Source organism: Enterobacter cloacae complex sp. ECL414, from assembly GCF_021869685.1.
GTDB lineage: Bacteria > Pseudomonadota > Gammaproteobacteria > Enterobacterales > Enterobacteriaceae > Enterobacter > Enterobacter kobei.
Window position 1 is genome coordinate 2,059,319 of the sequence record NZ_CP091481.1, and the last position, 12,925, is coordinate 2,072,243.

The following is a 12,925-nucleotide window of genomic DNA, read 5'->3' on the forward strand; positions in this document are numbered from 1 at the left end:
GGTGCCGATACCTACGTCAGCTGCCACTCGTTATCGTTGAGCTTTTTAGCGGTGTACTGCTTGCCGTTGTGGGTGACTGTCATGACTCAGCCTCCAGATGACCTTTCCTGCGAAGCCACTCAATTACTTCATCAGCGTCAAGGCGATCCAGAATGTCATCGGTATGCCCAGCGGCCTCAGCCCAGTCTATGTAGTCATAAAGATCGATTTCCTGAAAGAGCGCTTTTTCTTCAATTTCAGAGACAAGATCGGAGAGTTCCACGCCGCGAACTTCTAAAATGACGTGGTCACGGTAACCACTTGTTGAAACATCAATACCTGTAGCTTTCACTTCAAAATCAATTGTCATAAATCCTCTTGGCCTTATCGCGGCGAACGGAACGGTTAATACAAGACTTCAACGCATTTATTCAGTGTTTCAATGGGCGGTGGATGGCCGCCGATTGTCATAACTAAGCCGCCTCGGTGAAGCGACTGAGGTATGCCCGATAAAAAACCCGCCGGAGCGGGTCAATCGTTTGTTACTGTGTAACCTTCGTTTTCAAGCCAGCGAACCACATCAGATTCATCCATTGCATCAAGAAGTGATGCCGCCGTGTACTCAGAAATAATTTCTTCCGGCTTAACACATTCAACTAACTCGATACTGTCGATATCGATTTCCATATGCCTATTCCATCCGTCGCCGTATGGGTTAATAGAGTTAATTTGTTTAACTTTTAACGTCGCATCTATTGCCATCGCCTTACCCTCTGTCGTTACCCGCGTAAAAAAGGCCGCGTTAAGCAGCCTGTTCTGTAGGAAGCCCGATCAGACGGTTGAGGTCTTCAACCTTCAGCGCCGGGAGTGTTTGCTTGGCGGTGTCTACGCCGTCAGGGATCAGCTCTTTGCTCTCAGGCCAGACTTCAATCAGCCGCTTGGTGGTGGTGACCGAGTTCAGTGCCGCCCATACCGTGCTTTCGATGTCTTTTTTGCGAGCTTCCAGTTTTGCCTCTGCCGCGAAAACTTCATCGAACCGTGTAGCAATCTCGTGGTCAGCCGCAAACATGCAGCGATCTCGAGCTGGAGTAAGAAGCTTGATGCCTGATCCCTCGCTGTCATCGCCATATGAGCACCACCCAAGCCGCCTTCCACCGATGGAGATAAAAATGTTCTGGCTCTTGCCATCGGAGCTGTACATTGAAACTCCTGAATCAGTTATTTCCTTTTCGAGCCGCTCGAACTTTTCGTAAAGCCGATCAAGCTTTTCAGCTTTCTCTTTCCCGCCAAACGCGAACACCCTGGCATCACGTGCAATCTCGTGCCGCTTAACCTGGAGAGCCTCAAGCTCTGCGATAACACCTGATTTGATCAGCGCGTTCTTTGCGATGCGCTCCCGGAAAGCATTTGTTAATCGTGTTGAAGACATACCCTCACCTCTCTCTTTATTTACCGTCAGCCCCTCGCAAAGAGCTGCTGGTAAAGCTTCCCCGATGTTCGGGAACTGAGCAGCAAACCATTCCGGTGCGGCAAGGTGGCGTTAACCACCCCAGCGATCGCCCCTCTGAATTCTGCCGATATGTGATTTGCTGACGTTGAACATATCGGCAATCTGTTTTTGCGTTTTCTTTCCCTTAAGCCGTTTTATTTCATCAACGTCAGAACTACTTAATTTCGCTCTTGGGTTTAACTCGCCGTGACGGTGACAACTTCTACCCTTAAGTGCCATATCACTCATATTGTCCTGATGGGTGCCAATTCGTAGGTGAGAAGGATTGATACACTTTGGGTTGTCACACTCGTGCATAACAATTAAGCCGCGAATGTCATCCAATGTGAGTCCGTTTGCCTCGCAATAAGCCTTCCTGTGAAGCTTTATTGATACCGTTTTACCGTTAACCTTAGTCGTGGTAATTCCGTATTTTCTGTTCTGTTTGTGTTCGACACATGCACTTAACATATCGACCTCTTTTGATAAAAATCATTAGGTTAAGTATTCGTGTGTAGTCAGCGCCAACTCCCTGCCAGTGTTGCCCGTTCTCACGCCGTTCTCGCTCTCGCGCGGGGATACTCTCTCACCGACCGGATCGCACCCGGTGATACAGCACGTTTACGTGTAGGGGTCATAACAGGTCATTGACGCTGTAAATCTGCATGTTGTTAAAAAGCAGGCGACTTGCTGTCCGCCGCTGGCTAACTTCGCTCAGCTGTCGATGTTTCGTTTCGATGGGGTAAAGATACAGATAAAACTGTATTATCGTCAACAGACAAAACTGTATTTTATGGCGCTAAATACATATGTTTCTGTATTTGAATGGAAAATATTTTTGTTCAGGCGAAAAAAAACCGGCCTGAGCCGGTGATTTTTTATAGGAGGAGGGATGCTATCGCTTTCTGCGGTAGATGCGATGCTCAATCATAACGCCAATGATAGTCAATGGCTGGTGATCGCTGTTAATGACAGGATAATCATCATTTAGGGGGACCAGCTCAAAGTGCTGGCAGCCCATAGGGTCAATGTATGTTGGGCGGTATTTCTTAAAGGTTGCCTGTGCTCCGCCGTTCCTGGCAACCACAAACTCACCTGGCGTTGGCTCAATCTCCGGGTCAACGATGATAATGTCCCCTGCCTTGAAGTCAGGCTCCATCGAATCGCCTTCAATGCGCAGCGCGAAGGTATATTCAGAAATATCAGAGTCCGTGAGGATGTATTCGAGGTTCCCGTCGAAAGCCTCAATGGGATTTTTTTCAGCTAAGGCACCTGCCTGTACATAGCTTATCAACGGAACTCTCCTGCTGTTAACCTCTGCCACCGGCATAAAGGCGCCGCCATTCATCAGCCAGTCAGCATCGGATTTAAGAGCCTTGGCTATACCAATTATATTCCGAGGTTTAAGTGTTTTCCCGTCTTCAATGCTCTGCCAGGATTGCTGCCGTATACCGGCCATTTCAGCTGCTTCTGCCTGGGTTAACCCCAGCTCAATTCTCTTCTGCTTTACGCGATCCGCAAGGCTCATAAATACCTCTCTCTGTCCTCCCTGATAATCACAGTTAAAACTGTAATTGACAAACAGAAATAACTGTCAGAGAATACAGATAAAACTGTGGAGGAGATATGGAAACAATTTCTCAACGACTCAAGCAAAAACGTGAAGAGATGAATCTGTCGCAGGATCAGCTGGCGAAGCTGGCTGGCATGAAACAGCAATCTCTCCAGGCCATTGAGGCTGGGACAACAAAGCGCCCGCGTTACTTGGTTGAGCTGGCTCGCGCTCTTAAGTGCGAGCCTGAATGGCTTCTCTTTGGCGACGAGCCAAATAAATCAACAGCCGCCTGACCGGCGGCCATAACCAATTAATTCAGAGGAAGTATCGCAAATGGAAACCTTAACGACACGCAACAAAGCGGAGGCACGACGAATTGAGAGCTGGGTGCAGCGGCAAATCGCAGATCTTGGGACAACCAGGATCGCCGAAGTAGCTGGCGTGAACAAATCAACCGTAAGCCGGTGGCGGGAAAACCTGGTACCGAACATGTCTCTGCTGCTGGCCATCCTGATTTCTAATCGGGATGGATTGAAAGGAGATTTTGAAGCATGAACGTAGAAAGGGGAAAAGCCGCGGTGCTGGAACACCAACGGCTTTCAGGTGCAAAAACGAGAGTAGTTGCAGGAGGAATAATGGCAAAAAATCCACGCTATTACCATACCGCTGTACATAAAAACATAACCCGCGACCGCTTCATCCGCTCGGTTAACCCGATTGTGGCAGAGAAGATGCGCGCCATCCTGGAAGAACTGAAACGTAAGGAGAGTGGTCGTGGATAACCTCGCAAAAGTAATACCTTTCAGACCGTCTGTAACGGTCGTGGAGCGTCAGGTGGCAGATATCGATGATGGGTATACCCGCATCGCTAACGAGCTGCTGGAAGCGGTTATGGCTGCTGATTTAACGGCTCGCCAGCTGAAGGTCGTTCTGGCGGTGATCCGCAAAACTTACGGGTTCGGGAAAAAGTTTGACCGTATTACCAATACCCAGATTGCAGCAATGACCGGCATTCACCATACGCACGTCTGCAAGGCCAAGAACGAGATGATTGCAATGAACATCATCGTTACCAACGGCCTGGCGATCGGGGTGAATAAGGTGATTTCTGACTGGAATTTCAGCATTAGCCAAAATGGCAAATCATTAGCCGAAACAGCTAATGAAACATTAGCCAAGTCAGCTAATACCAATAAGCCAACTCAGCTAAACACAAAAGAAACTATTCAAAAGAAAGAAAGAAATGATCCCCCTAAATCCCCCCAGGGGGAAAACTCACTCGCTCAGGAAGTGATGGATTACTTCAACGAGCTAACCGGTAGTCGTTGTGCTGCACTGGCGCCTTTCGAGAAAGCTCTCTCCACGGTGAAGAGCAAAGACCAGTGCTACACCGCTGAAGAGCTGAAACTCGTTATCCGCTGGGCCCATGTGAACTGGGGTCACAGCTTCAAGCCAGAGAACCTGTGCCGTATGACCCGCTTTGATGGATACCTGTCAGACGCCCTGATATGGGCTGATGGCCAGGGAAGCAATCCGGCAGCCTGTCCGCACGAAGAGATCATCAAGCTCTGGAATGAAAAATTCCCTTCAAAGGCCGTTTCACTGCATGAGTGGAACCGCCGCCGTCCGGCCTATCGAGACCTGGAAGCTGTGTGGAACGGCAAAACCACCCAGGGCAACTGGCGAGAACTGAAGCACATGGGAATGGCCTTCGAGCTGATTAGCAAGTCTTCCCTGTTCGGCACCAGAGGCGATCAGCCATGGCTGACTCTCGACTGGATACTGAATCCGAAGAACTGGGGATCTGTCTACGAGCAGGCCATCAACGAGCACCGTGAGCGCAAGGGAGTCAAAGCATGAGCCGTTTTATCGATTTGTACGTTGAGCAGGCCGTCATCGGCGGGATCATGCTCGCAGCGGGCCGCACAGACGGCGTTGACATGGCGACTGACGCGATTGAGGGGCTGACTGAGGACCACTTCACAGCAACACCTCACAAGGTGGCTCTGCGGTCCTATAAGCGACTCAACGAATCCGGTTCGAAGATAGACCTGCTTACGCTGACCAGCGACCTTGAGCAGCGTGGAGTGCTTGAGAGTGCGGGTGGTTTCGCTTACCTGGCTGAATGCAGCAAAAACACTCCGTCTTTCGCCAACCTGTCGGCCTACTGCGAAAAGCTTCGTGAAATGTACCTTGGCCGCCGCATGACCCAGGCGTTGCAGGTTGGGATCCAGAAGCTATCTGAACCAACTACCGAGGGTATTGCTGACATCATTGGCAACATTCAGGCCGACATCTCTGGAATTGAGCACAGCGCTGACTACGGAACTGAACACATCACCACCGGGATCGACATGTCGTTAGAGACTATCCAGTCGATTATCAGCGGTGATATCTGGAAGCACAAAACCGAGCTGGGCATGGCGACCATTGATAGCGCTTTTGGGGGATTCAATAACACCGATTTTATCGTCGTTGGCGGGCGCCCTGGCATGGGCAAAACCATGTTCAGCACCACCGTGACCGAGACAGTCGGCCTGAAAAACAAAAAGCCTGTGCTGTTCTTCAGCCTGGAAATGCCAGTTGATCAGATCTCCGAACGTGTCGCGTTCCACCGGGCACGGGTAAGCAAAGAGGATTTACTCAGCAAGCAGAGCGGCGTGATGGATGGTGCCTGGGGAAAGGTCGGCCACTGCATGAAGGATTTCATCGAAGCCCCGATCTATATCAACGACAAGCCATCCCTCAGCGTTCATCAGGTGCGAGCGGAAGCCAGGCGAATGAGCAAGAAACTGGGTGGACTTGGTGTGGTCATTGTCGATTACCTCCAGAAGATGCGCATGTCTGACCCTGAGAACATGAACCGCAGCGTAGGGGAGATCGCCACCGGCCTGAAGAACCTGGCGAAAGAATTGCGTTGCCCGGTCATCGCACTGGCTCAGCTTAACCGTAAGGTCGAAGAACGTGCTAATAAGCGCCCGGTCGCAGCTGACCTCCGCGAGTCCGGTGTTATCGAGCAGGAAGCCGATGTGATTTTCATGATCTACCGGGATGAGAAATACAACCCGAACACCGAACTGAAAGGCATCACCGAAATCATCTGCGTTAAATCCCGCCACGCCCCCGGCGCAGAGAAAACCTACCACTTCAGCAGCCGCTATTCCGGGCTGGATCCGGTGGCGTTCACGCATAGCGAGCAGCAGGAGATTGAAAATGACTACGAGTGCTAACGACTCAACGGCAATGCAAATCATCATGAACTCACAGTACCGTGAGTTCCCTGAAACGCTTCTGATACTTGAACTCTGCCGCGCAGCAGCCCGTGCTGACGGTCGCAAGATCGGCGAATCTCTCCGGGCCTGCGCAAAGGTTAAAGCCCGCCAAGCTAAGAACCGCAACCTGTTCAACACTCTCACTGAAATGAGCCGCAGCCAGTTCCCGGAAGTGCAGATGACCCGCATTCGTGGATGCGTAGAGCGGATGGAGAAGGCGCTGGGGCGCGAGATGCGCGAACTGGATATCACGGCAGAAGACGTTATCGAATTTAGCGAGGAGGCGGCATGAGTAAATTCACATGCACACCTAACCCTCTTAACAACCTATTCAATCAGTGCCTGGCTTCTGTCAGGGGCGGGAGAGCATCAGTATGAGCAGCAGAGAAGCGTTTGAAGCATGGGTTGATTCTAACTTCCCATTCAAAAAAGACCGTTTTGACTTGTTTAGAGGGGAATATAAAAGCCAGTTTACTAAACAGCTCTGGCAATCATGGCAGGCGAGCCGTGAAGGTCTGGATGCAAAACTCAAATCCGCAGAAAACAACGATGTTGATGCACGATGCCATGTCGCCGAACTCGAAGCCAAGTGCGCGGCGCTGGCTGCGGAGCTGAGTGCAGTTGAAACAATTCACAACGACGCCGTGTTCATCACAGACGAACACTATGAGCAATGCCCGCCGGAAGTGCAGAAAATGATTCGTTCACTGGCGGTGTTGCAGATTCCTGCGTACCAGGCTTTCCTGGCTGAAGTGCGGGCGCAGGGTGTGGAGATGTTTGCCGCAGTCTTGCGTCGCAAAGGTGACGATGCCTTCTTTGATGCTATTGCCGAAGCTCAAGCTAATGCAGCTGACCAGTTCGCCGCCCAGCTTCGCCAGGGAGGTGCAGCATGAGCAAATCAATCCAAGTGTTAAAAGCGTACCACGTCCAGGGTGACGAGTATGGCGTTATCCGCTTTGCTAAAACAAACGTCGCAGCTCGCCGTGAGGGCGCAAACGAACTGGAAGAGGAATTCAACTGCGTAACCTGCAAGCGCATCCCTGGCGCTGATAAATACGCAGAACAGGGCCATGTGCCTGCCCGCGATTTGGTTGAAGAGTTTGGTTTTTGGCAAGAATGTGCCTACTGCAGTTGTCACGTTGATGACGAGACAGAGCGGCGCGTGTGGGAAGGAAATGCCGCGTTTTGCGACATTGAGTGCGAGGCGCGCTGGGTTAATCATCGACTTGATTGTGAAGCAGAGCTCAAGCGCACCCATGAGGCAGAGCAAGCAGCCATTGCGAAAGCGAAGGAAAAGTTTCCAGGCATTACCGATGTCACGGCCTACATCGGGTACAAGAAAGACATCACGGTTTACTTTCGATTCCCTGGTGGATTAGCCAAGGCAACATGGACTGTTGGCGATAATCATGCGGGGACCAGTCGCGATGATGCCGACGCGTTCAAAGCATACATCAACTCGATCCGCAAGGAGGCCGCCCAATGAGCAACATCGACAAACATGCCGTCCAAGCAGTTGCCGATTTGAAAGCTGGTTACACCCTCGGTCACGCTGATGTGGCAATCCTGAATGAACTGGCGCGTATTGCGCTGGCATCGCTCGAAGCGGAGCCTGTGTGCGTAATCGACCAGTCCAATCTTGATTATCTGAAATCTGGCTCCGATGCAGACGTATGGCCGGCATCCAGAAAAGAAATGGGTGATGTGCTTCTGTATCGCACCGCGCCGCCAGCGCCGGTAGCTTTGCCATCTGGATACAGCGATTTTGAGGAAATCTGGTCATCGTCCACCCATCCTCTCACGCAGGATGACGAGATGAAAGACTTCGCGTGGGATATCTGGAACGCCTGCCGCGCCGCCATGCTTCAGGGTGCCGATGGTGCCCTCACTAATGAGGACACCAAAAAAATGGACGAATTGGTCATGTGGATTAAGCGTTTAGCCCACTCACTGAGAAAAGCCAGTCCTGACAGCAAGTTACAAAGCGATGCAATGGACTACTTGAGCCGGAAGGGGTTAATTGGCGTGAAGGATATACTGCGATGATGACAGATAAAGACCTGACTGATGATGTGCTTGACGAGATTATTGCCGGAGCCAAAACGTCGATGGAGCAGTATCTTGCTCTGTCGTTGAAGGCTGAGCGAGCTGCAAATCGACAACAAAACGCACAACAAAATATTCCGGAAAATATTCCGACGCTGCGCGATGGGCTGGCAGTCATTCGCAGCCTGGGTGAAATCGACGCCGCGAAGATTCAGGCAGAGCGAGATTCTCTCAACTCTCCGTTGATTCCGGATGGTTGGGTGGCTTGCAGTGAGCGGATGCCTGAGGAGGGAAGCAAGGTCATAGTTTTCCGGCCTCGTGCCAGTGAGTCAAATGACCCGCCAGTAAAAACGGCAACATACAAGGGTGGGCGTGAGTATTATCACGGATTCGACTGTTATTGCGAGCCAACCCACTGGATGCCTCTGCCAGCAGCACCGCAGCAGGAGGTGAAGTGATGTTGACGCATAGACAGCGGGATGTGTTTGATTTCATAGTTAACTATATAGCCGAGAATGGCGTATCACCTACTGTTGCAGAAATTGCCATTGGTGCAGGAGGCATAGTCCACGCAGGAGCAAATAACTTTGTTAATGTACTGATTAAAAAAGGATACCTTAAAACAACAAAAAACATGCACCGTAGCATTTGTGTGGTTCCAGAAGAACTTCGAATACTTTCAAATAAAACGGCGCCGAAAACAAAATGGGAGTTAACTCCGGACACAGCCAGGGAGATTTTTGAATACCGTAATGGAGAACTGTTCTGGAAGGTGTCCAGGGGTAATGTTCTGGAAGGGGAAAAAGCTGGTGTTATCAACAGCAGGGGATATTTGCAGGTAATGCTGCAGAAGAAGAATTATCTTGGCCATCGGATAATTTTCTTGATCCACCATGGATATATGCCAGCGGAAATTGATCACATTGACGGCAATACCAGAAATAACAGGATAGAAAATCTGAGGGAGGCAACGCATGAGCAGAACATCGCTAATATAGGCCTCAGGAAGACGAATACGTCTGGAGCTAAAAATGTCTCCTACCGCGAAAGCGAGAAAAAATGGGAAGTAGCGGTGACGTTTAATGGAGAGAGGTTCTATGGAGGTCGGTTCAGTGACTTTACCTCTGCGCAAGAAGCTGCGGTTAGGCTCAGGGATAAAGTGCACAAAGAATTCGCAAACCACGGAATCTGATTATACAATATCAATTGCCGCCGGTCTGAACACCCGGCGGTGACTTCTGCGCATTTAAGGGGACTTAAATGCGACCACAATCTGAACTCCTCACCTTGTCACAGATGCAGAAATGCACCTGCGATTTTCTGCATTCTGCGTTACCTCTCGGAGGTGGTGCATGAAACAGCACTACTGCATCGTTAACGACACCGTTAAAGACAATCTCATCGCGTACATTCGCACCTTGCCGGTAAACCCTCGCTCGCCGATGGTTGTCGAGGCCCGTGAAGAGACCCGCACCGACAAGCAAAACCGTCTGATGTGGCCGCTGCTGAAAGACCTGTCTGACCAGGTTGTCTGGCACGGAGAAAAGCTGACCCGCGAAGAATGGAAGGACCTCATCACCGTTCTGGTAAACCAGACTCAAGACCAGGAACAGAAATCTGCGCCGGGCATCAACGGCGGCCGCGTTTATTTCGGCGTCCGCACATCCAAATCCAGCAAGCGCTACATGGTCGACGTTATCGAGGCGATTTACTGGTTCGGTACCGAACGCGGCGTGAAGTTCTCCAAGGCATCCAGTAAGCGCATCGCCTGGGCGCAAGAGTGGAGGGCTTCCCGTGGCTAATACTCTCGCACGCGTCATCACAAATCACATCTTCAACGTTCCGGCGCGCCGCCAGCGTAAGCCCGCGATTAAGCCGTCCGACATCCCGACCCTGAAAGACAACACCGCCAGCCTGGTGGATCAGAAATGGCTGCGTCTCGCGGCGAGGAGAAAATCTGCATGAGCATGTATCAACGCATTAATGGCGCTGACTGGCGCAATATCTTCGTCGTGGGCGATCTGCATGGGTGCTACACGCTGCTGATGAGTGAGCTCGAAAAAGCTTCGTTCGACCCGGCGCGTGATTTGCTGATCTCGGTTGGTGACCTTGTTGACCGCGGCGCGGAAAACGTCGAGTGCCTGGAGTTGATTACTATGCCGTGGTTCCGGGCTGTGCGAGGAAACCATGAGCAGATGATGATTGATGGGCTATCGGAGTATGGGAACGTCAATCACTGGCTGGTAAATGGTGGCGGTTGGTTCTTCAATCTCGACTATGACAAAGAAGTGCTGGCTAAGGCTCTGGTTCACAAAGCAACTGAGCTGCCACTCGTCATCGAGCTGGTTACCGCTGAACGTAAAATCGTTATCTGCCACGCTGACTACCCGCACAACGAATACGAATTCAACAAGCCGGTTCCAGAGGAAATGGTCATCTGGAATCGCGATCGCATCAGTGACTCTCACGATGGCCTGGCGAAAGAAATCACTGGTGCCGACCTGTTTATCTTCGGCCACACTCCGGCGCGCGAACCCGTCAAATACGCCAACCAGATGTATATCGATACCGGTGCCGTGTTCTGCGGAAACCTCACAATGGTGCAGGTACAGGGTGGTGCCCATGCGTAAGCCAGCCCGCCGCAAGTGCAAGGTATGCGGAGAGAAGTTTACCCCGCAGTACGACAACGTCCGTTGGTGCTGCCCGGCTCACGGCGCTATCTACGCGCTGGAGCTGCGAGCTAAGCAGAAGGTGAAAGAGGCGGCCAAGCGCATCAAGGATGAGCGCCGGAAGGAACAGGAATCGCGCCGGAGTCACGCAGAACGACGCCGGGCAGTTAAGCCTCTCAGCCACTGGGTGCGAATGACTCAGCGCGTGGTTAACGATTACCGCCGTGATCTGCTTCTGGCCGCCGGTCATGGCTGCATTTCGTGTGGCACTAAATCGGCGCCTGTCTGGCATGCTGGGCATTACCGCACTACGGCCGCAGCCCCTCAGTTGCGCTTCACTGACGAAAATATATGGGTCCAGTGCCCCGCCTGTAACGTTCACAAATCAGGAAATATCGAGGCCTATCGCGCTGCTCTGGTTGAGTTGATCGGCGAAGAGAAAGTGCAGGCGCTGGAATCCAATAACGAAACCCACCGTTACACCCGCGAAGAACTGGACGGCATCCGCGCCGATGCCAGGGCGAAACTTCGCGCCCTCAAACAGCAGGAGGCAGCATGATTTACGACCTCAAACTTCCGCACTGGGCATCGCTGCTCAACTGCCCATTCTGCGGCGGTGAAGCGGAATTAGCATCTGATGGTGATGGTGTCTATGCGGGATGCGTGAACAAGCCATGCCTGATTAAGCCGATAACAGACACCTACCCAACTAAGCGAGATGCAATCCGCGCATGGAACCGGAGGCCAGCATGACCCGCGACCAGATAGCCAGATACCAGGCCGAAAGCGTTATGCGCGCCAACCTGCCGCCAGTAGCAAAGCACAGCCAGACCAAAACCACTCAGCCACAGAAGGAAGCCGCGTAATGAACCTCGAATCAATCGCTAAATACTTTGCGCCTAAATCACCGATGTTCAGTGACTCTCCCCGGGCAACCGCATCGGACAGCCTGACCGGAACTGACGTTATGGCTGCTCTTGGTCTTGCTGGCCATAAGTGCGGCTTTGGTTTCAATCTTTACCTGTCGAAAATCGGCATTAGCAGCCCAGATATAGCACTGGAGAGACTCTATGAGCAGGCACGTAAGTTATCAGGTAAATTCAGAGCACTGTCGGAACTCGATGAATCAGCTCGGTCAGGCGTGCTTAAGGTTCTCTGCGCTTTTGCATACCAGGATTATTCAAGAAGTGCTGCCAGCACTAGAAAATGTGATTGCTGTGATGGTGGCGGATTTACAGAGGCGCAAGTGTTTACCAACAAGGTCTCATACCCATGGGGGAAACCGCCTTACTGGTCGAAAATGTCGCGTGCCGTTCGCCCAAGCGACTGGGAGAGCTGGACGGAAGCGCGGGAAGTGGTGCGGGTTAAATGCAAGCCGTGTAACGGAAAAGGCGTTATCAGCAATTCGTGTCGCTGCCATGGCAAAGGTAAGGTGTTGGACAAGGCAGAAAGCGATCGCCAGGGCGTTCCGGTGATGAAAGCCTGTGACCGCTGCGGTGGAAGAGGTTACGCCAGACTGAAGTTCTCAACGGTGATAGAGGGAATTAATACTGTTGCGGAGATAAAGAAAACGGCGGCCTATGACCAACTTCAGCCGCTCTTTGAGGAACTTGTCGCCGAATGCCATAAGCAGGAGTCTATGGCTGATGCCATTCTCTCAAAAGTAACGAGATGAAAATAATTTTCCCTAATGTTGAAAATATATAGGAAATAGGTATTGCATTTCGCGGAAAAACTGGATAGATTCATCTCTAACGCTGGGAATCCGTTCAGTCGTTCCGAAGCCAAAAAAATTCAAGCCCGAGGTTAACGCCTTGGGCTTTTTTATTTGCGGTACGCCGCACACAGAACCCACTACCTGGGACCCTTCGGCCAGAGAGCCGACATTGCCTTACCCTCACATTGCCAGCCTGTC

The 12,925-nt window shown here is 51.5% G+C and carries 23 protein-coding genes and 1 pseudogene; 18 read left to right on the top strand and 6 right to left on the bottom strand.

Annotation, left to right across the window (positions count from 1 at the left end):
* Nucleotides 1-79 precede the first annotated feature (79 nt).
* The 6 genes and pseudogenes from L3068_RS09800 to L3068_RS09820 form a co-directional block, all read right to left on the bottom strand.
* The gene (locus L3068_RS09800) at nucleotides 80-349 is read right to left on the bottom strand and encodes a hypothetical protein (RefSeq protein WP_236904796.1); all 270 of its coding nucleotides are present in this window, start codon (nucleotides 347-349) and stop codon (nucleotides 80-82) included.
* Between the two features lie 161 nt (nucleotides 350-510).
* Nucleotides 511-666 carry a hypothetical protein gene (locus L3068_RS09805; protein ID WP_013095952.1) on the bottom strand — a complete coding sequence of 52 codons (156 nt, stop codon included), beginning with the start codon at nucleotides 664-666 and terminating at the stop codon, nucleotides 511-513.
* 115 nt (nucleotides 667-781) lie between these two features.
* Nucleotides 782-1,408, bottom strand: a complete 627-nt coding sequence (locus L3068_RS09810; protein WP_236904797.1) for an Nmad5 family putative nucleotide modification protein — start codon at nucleotides 1,406-1,408, stop codon at nucleotides 782-784.
* Between the two features lie 111 nt (nucleotides 1,409-1,519).
* Nucleotides 1,520-1,717 carry a helix-turn-helix domain-containing protein gene (locus tag L3068_RS09815; RefSeq protein WP_230201750.1) on the bottom strand — a complete coding sequence of 66 codons (198 nt, stop codon included), beginning with the start codon at nucleotides 1,715-1,717 and terminating at the stop codon, nucleotides 1,520-1,522.
* A 9-nt stretch (nucleotides 1,718-1,726) separates the two neighbouring features.
* A pseudogene (locus L3068_RS25315) lies at nucleotides 1,727-1,939 on the bottom strand (HNH endonuclease); the annotation flags it as partial.
* 424 nt (nucleotides 1,940-2,363) lie between these two features.
* Nucleotides 2,364-2,996 carry a LexA family protein gene (locus L3068_RS09820; RefSeq protein ID WP_045269903.1) on the bottom strand — a complete coding sequence of 211 codons (633 nt, stop codon included), beginning with the start codon at nucleotides 2,994-2,996 and terminating at the stop codon, nucleotides 2,364-2,366.
* A gap of 98 nt (nucleotides 2,997-3,094) precedes the next feature.
* Between L3068_RS09820 and L3068_RS09825 the strand changes: the two genes are divergently transcribed.
* The 18 genes from L3068_RS09825 (at nucleotide 3,095) to L3068_RS09910 (ending at nucleotide 12,685) form a co-directional block, all read left to right on the top strand.
* Nucleotides 3,095-3,316: a helix-turn-helix domain-containing protein gene (locus tag L3068_RS09825; protein WP_023296412.1), complete on the top strand. Its 222-nt coding sequence runs from the start codon at nucleotides 3,095-3,097 to the stop codon at nucleotides 3,314-3,316.
* 40 nt (nucleotides 3,317-3,356) lie between these two features.
* A complete protein-coding gene (locus tag L3068_RS09830; RefSeq protein WP_103786716.1) occupies nucleotides 3,357-3,578 on the top strand; it encodes a CII family transcriptional regulator in 222 nt (73 codons plus the stop codon).
* An 80-nt stretch (nucleotides 3,579-3,658) separates the two neighbouring features.
* Nucleotides 3,659-3,805 carry a hypothetical protein gene (locus L3068_RS09835; protein WP_015571544.1) on the top strand — a complete coding sequence of 49 codons (147 nt, stop codon included), beginning with the start codon at nucleotides 3,659-3,661 and terminating at the stop codon, nucleotides 3,803-3,805.
* Nucleotides 3,798-4,883 carry a replication protein gene (locus tag L3068_RS09840; RefSeq protein ID WP_236904798.1) on the top strand — a complete coding sequence of 362 codons (1,086 nt, stop codon included), beginning with the start codon at nucleotides 3,798-3,800 and terminating at the stop codon, nucleotides 4,881-4,883. The genes L3068_RS09835 and L3068_RS09840 overlap by 8 nt, the downstream gene beginning before the upstream one ends.
* Complete coding sequence (locus L3068_RS09845; RefSeq protein ID WP_236904799.1) at nucleotides 4,880-6,253, top strand: replicative DNA helicase; 1,374 nt, start codon at nucleotides 4,880-4,882, stop codon at nucleotides 6,251-6,253. The genes L3068_RS09840 and L3068_RS09845 overlap by 4 nt, the downstream gene beginning before the upstream one ends.
* Entirely contained in the window at nucleotides 6,237-6,587 is a 351-nt protein-coding gene (locus L3068_RS09850; RefSeq protein ID WP_236904800.1) for a DUF7740 domain-containing protein, read from the top strand. Before L3068_RS09845 ends, L3068_RS09850 begins: the two co-directional genes overlap by 17 nt.
* 82 nt (nucleotides 6,588-6,669) lie before the next feature.
* A complete protein-coding gene (locus tag L3068_RS09855) occupies nucleotides 6,670-7,188 on the top strand; it encodes a phiTE_015 family protein (RefSeq protein ID WP_236904801.1) in 519 nt (172 codons plus the stop codon).
* A complete protein-coding gene (locus L3068_RS09860) occupies nucleotides 7,185-7,781 on the top strand; it encodes a hypothetical protein (protein ID WP_236904802.1) in 597 nt (198 codons plus the stop codon). The genes L3068_RS09855 and L3068_RS09860 overlap by 4 nt, the downstream gene beginning before the upstream one ends.
* Entirely contained in the window at nucleotides 7,778-8,341 is a 564-nt protein-coding gene (locus L3068_RS09865) for a hypothetical protein (RefSeq protein ID WP_236904803.1), read from the top strand. Before L3068_RS09860 ends, L3068_RS09865 begins: the two co-directional genes overlap by 4 nt.
* Entirely contained in the window at nucleotides 8,338-8,799 is a 462-nt protein-coding gene (locus L3068_RS09870; protein WP_236904804.1) for a DUF551 domain-containing protein, read from the top strand. Before L3068_RS09865 ends, L3068_RS09870 begins: the two co-directional genes overlap by 4 nt.
* The gene (locus L3068_RS09875; protein WP_236904805.1) at nucleotides 8,799-9,533 is read left to right on the top strand and encodes an HNH endonuclease; all 735 of its coding nucleotides are present in this window, start codon (nucleotides 8,799-8,801) and stop codon (nucleotides 9,531-9,533) included. Before L3068_RS09870 ends, L3068_RS09875 begins: the two co-directional genes overlap by 1 nt.
* Before the next feature lie 160 nt (nucleotides 9,534-9,693).
* On the top strand, nucleotides 9,694-10,143 hold the full coding sequence (locus L3068_RS09880) for a recombination protein NinB (RefSeq protein ID WP_236904806.1): 450 nt from the start codon (nucleotides 9,694-9,696) through the stop codon (nucleotides 10,141-10,143).
* Nucleotides 10,136-10,306: a NinE family protein gene (locus L3068_RS09885; RefSeq protein WP_236904807.1), complete on the top strand. Its 171-nt coding sequence runs from the start codon at nucleotides 10,136-10,138 to the stop codon at nucleotides 10,304-10,306. Before L3068_RS09880 ends, L3068_RS09885 begins: the two co-directional genes overlap by 8 nt.
* The gene (locus L3068_RS09890) at nucleotides 10,303-10,971 is read left to right on the top strand and encodes a serine/threonine protein phosphatase (protein WP_236904808.1); all 669 of its coding nucleotides are present in this window, start codon (nucleotides 10,303-10,305) and stop codon (nucleotides 10,969-10,971) included. The genes L3068_RS09885 and L3068_RS09890 overlap by 4 nt, the downstream gene beginning before the upstream one ends.
* Nucleotides 10,964-11,569: a recombination protein NinG gene (locus L3068_RS09895; RefSeq protein WP_236904809.1), complete on the top strand. Its 606-nt coding sequence runs from the start codon at nucleotides 10,964-10,966 to the stop codon at nucleotides 11,567-11,569. The genes L3068_RS09890 and L3068_RS09895 overlap by 8 nt, the downstream gene beginning before the upstream one ends.
* Nucleotides 11,566-11,763: a Lar family restriction alleviation protein gene (locus L3068_RS09900; RefSeq protein WP_236904810.1), complete on the top strand. Its 198-nt coding sequence runs from the start codon at nucleotides 11,566-11,568 to the stop codon at nucleotides 11,761-11,763. The genes L3068_RS09895 and L3068_RS09900 overlap by 4 nt, the downstream gene beginning before the upstream one ends.
* Nucleotides 11,760-11,876 carry a PPVAKH motif-containing phage-derived small protein gene (locus tag L3068_RS09905; protein WP_236904811.1) on the top strand — a complete coding sequence of 39 codons (117 nt, stop codon included), beginning with the start codon at nucleotides 11,760-11,762 and terminating at the stop codon, nucleotides 11,874-11,876. Before L3068_RS09900 ends, L3068_RS09905 begins: the two co-directional genes overlap by 4 nt.
* Entirely contained in the window at nucleotides 11,876-12,685 is an 810-nt protein-coding gene (locus L3068_RS09910) for an antitermination protein Q (RefSeq protein WP_236904812.1), read from the top strand. Before L3068_RS09905 ends, L3068_RS09910 begins: the two co-directional genes overlap by 1 nt.
* The last annotated feature ends 240 nt before the right edge of the window (nucleotides 12,686-12,925 follow it).

Coding starts and splice junctions, on each gene's coding strand:
- L3068_RS09800 (WP_236904796.1), bottom strand. CDS start 349: ATGACAATTGATTTTGAAGTGAAAGCTACAGGTATTGATGTTTCAACA.
- L3068_RS09805 (WP_013095952.1), bottom strand. CDS start 666: ATGGAAATCGATATCGACAGTATCGAGTTAGTTGAATGTGTTAAGCCG.
- L3068_RS09810 (WP_236904797.1), bottom strand. CDS start 1,408: ATGTCTTCAACACGATTAACAAATGCTTTCCGGGAGCGCATCGCAAAG.
- L3068_RS09815 (WP_230201750.1), bottom strand. CDS start 1,717: ATGAGTGATATGGCACTTAAGGGTAGAAGTTGTCACCGTCACGGCGAG.
- L3068_RS09820 (WP_045269903.1), bottom strand. CDS start 2,996: ATGAGCCTTGCGGATCGCGTAAAGCAGAAGAGAATTGAGCTGGGGTTA.
- L3068_RS09825 (WP_023296412.1), top strand. CDS start 3,095: ATGGAAACAATTTCTCAACGACTCAAGCAAAAACGTGAAGAGATGAAT.
- L3068_RS09830 (WP_103786716.1), top strand. CDS start 3,357: ATGGAAACCTTAACGACACGCAACAAAGCGGAGGCACGACGAATTGAG.
- L3068_RS09835 (WP_015571544.1), top strand. CDS start 3,659: ATGGCAAAAAATCCACGCTATTACCATACCGCTGTACATAAAAACATA.
- L3068_RS09845 (WP_236904799.1), top strand. CDS start 4,880: ATGAGCCGTTTTATCGATTTGTACGTTGAGCAGGCCGTCATCGGCGGG.
- L3068_RS09850 (WP_236904800.1), top strand. CDS start 6,237: ATGACTACGAGTGCTAACGACTCAACGGCAATGCAAATCATCATGAAC.
- L3068_RS09855 (WP_236904801.1), top strand. CDS start 6,670: ATGAGCAGCAGAGAAGCGTTTGAAGCATGGGTTGATTCTAACTTCCCA.
- L3068_RS09860 (WP_236904802.1), top strand. CDS start 7,185: ATGAGCAAATCAATCCAAGTGTTAAAAGCGTACCACGTCCAGGGTGAC.
- L3068_RS09865 (WP_236904803.1), top strand. CDS start 7,778: ATGAGCAACATCGACAAACATGCCGTCCAAGCAGTTGCCGATTTGAAA.
- L3068_RS09870 (WP_236904804.1), top strand. CDS start 8,338: ATGATGACAGATAAAGACCTGACTGATGATGTGCTTGACGAGATTATT.
- L3068_RS09875 (WP_236904805.1), top strand. CDS start 8,799: ATGTTGACGCATAGACAGCGGGATGTGTTTGATTTCATAGTTAACTAT.
- L3068_RS09880 (WP_236904806.1), top strand. CDS start 9,694: ATGAAACAGCACTACTGCATCGTTAACGACACCGTTAAAGACAATCTC.
- L3068_RS09890 (WP_236904808.1), top strand. CDS start 10,303: ATGAGCATGTATCAACGCATTAATGGCGCTGACTGGCGCAATATCTTC.
- L3068_RS09895 (WP_236904809.1), top strand. CDS start 10,964: ATGCGTAAGCCAGCCCGCCGCAAGTGCAAGGTATGCGGAGAGAAGTTT.
- L3068_RS09900 (WP_236904810.1), top strand. CDS start 11,566: ATGATTTACGACCTCAAACTTCCGCACTGGGCATCGCTGCTCAACTGC.
- L3068_RS09905 (WP_236904811.1), top strand. CDS start 11,760: ATGACCCGCGACCAGATAGCCAGATACCAGGCCGAAAGCGTTATGCGC.
- L3068_RS09910 (WP_236904812.1), top strand. CDS start 11,876: ATGAACCTCGAATCAATCGCTAAATACTTTGCGCCTAAATCACCGATG.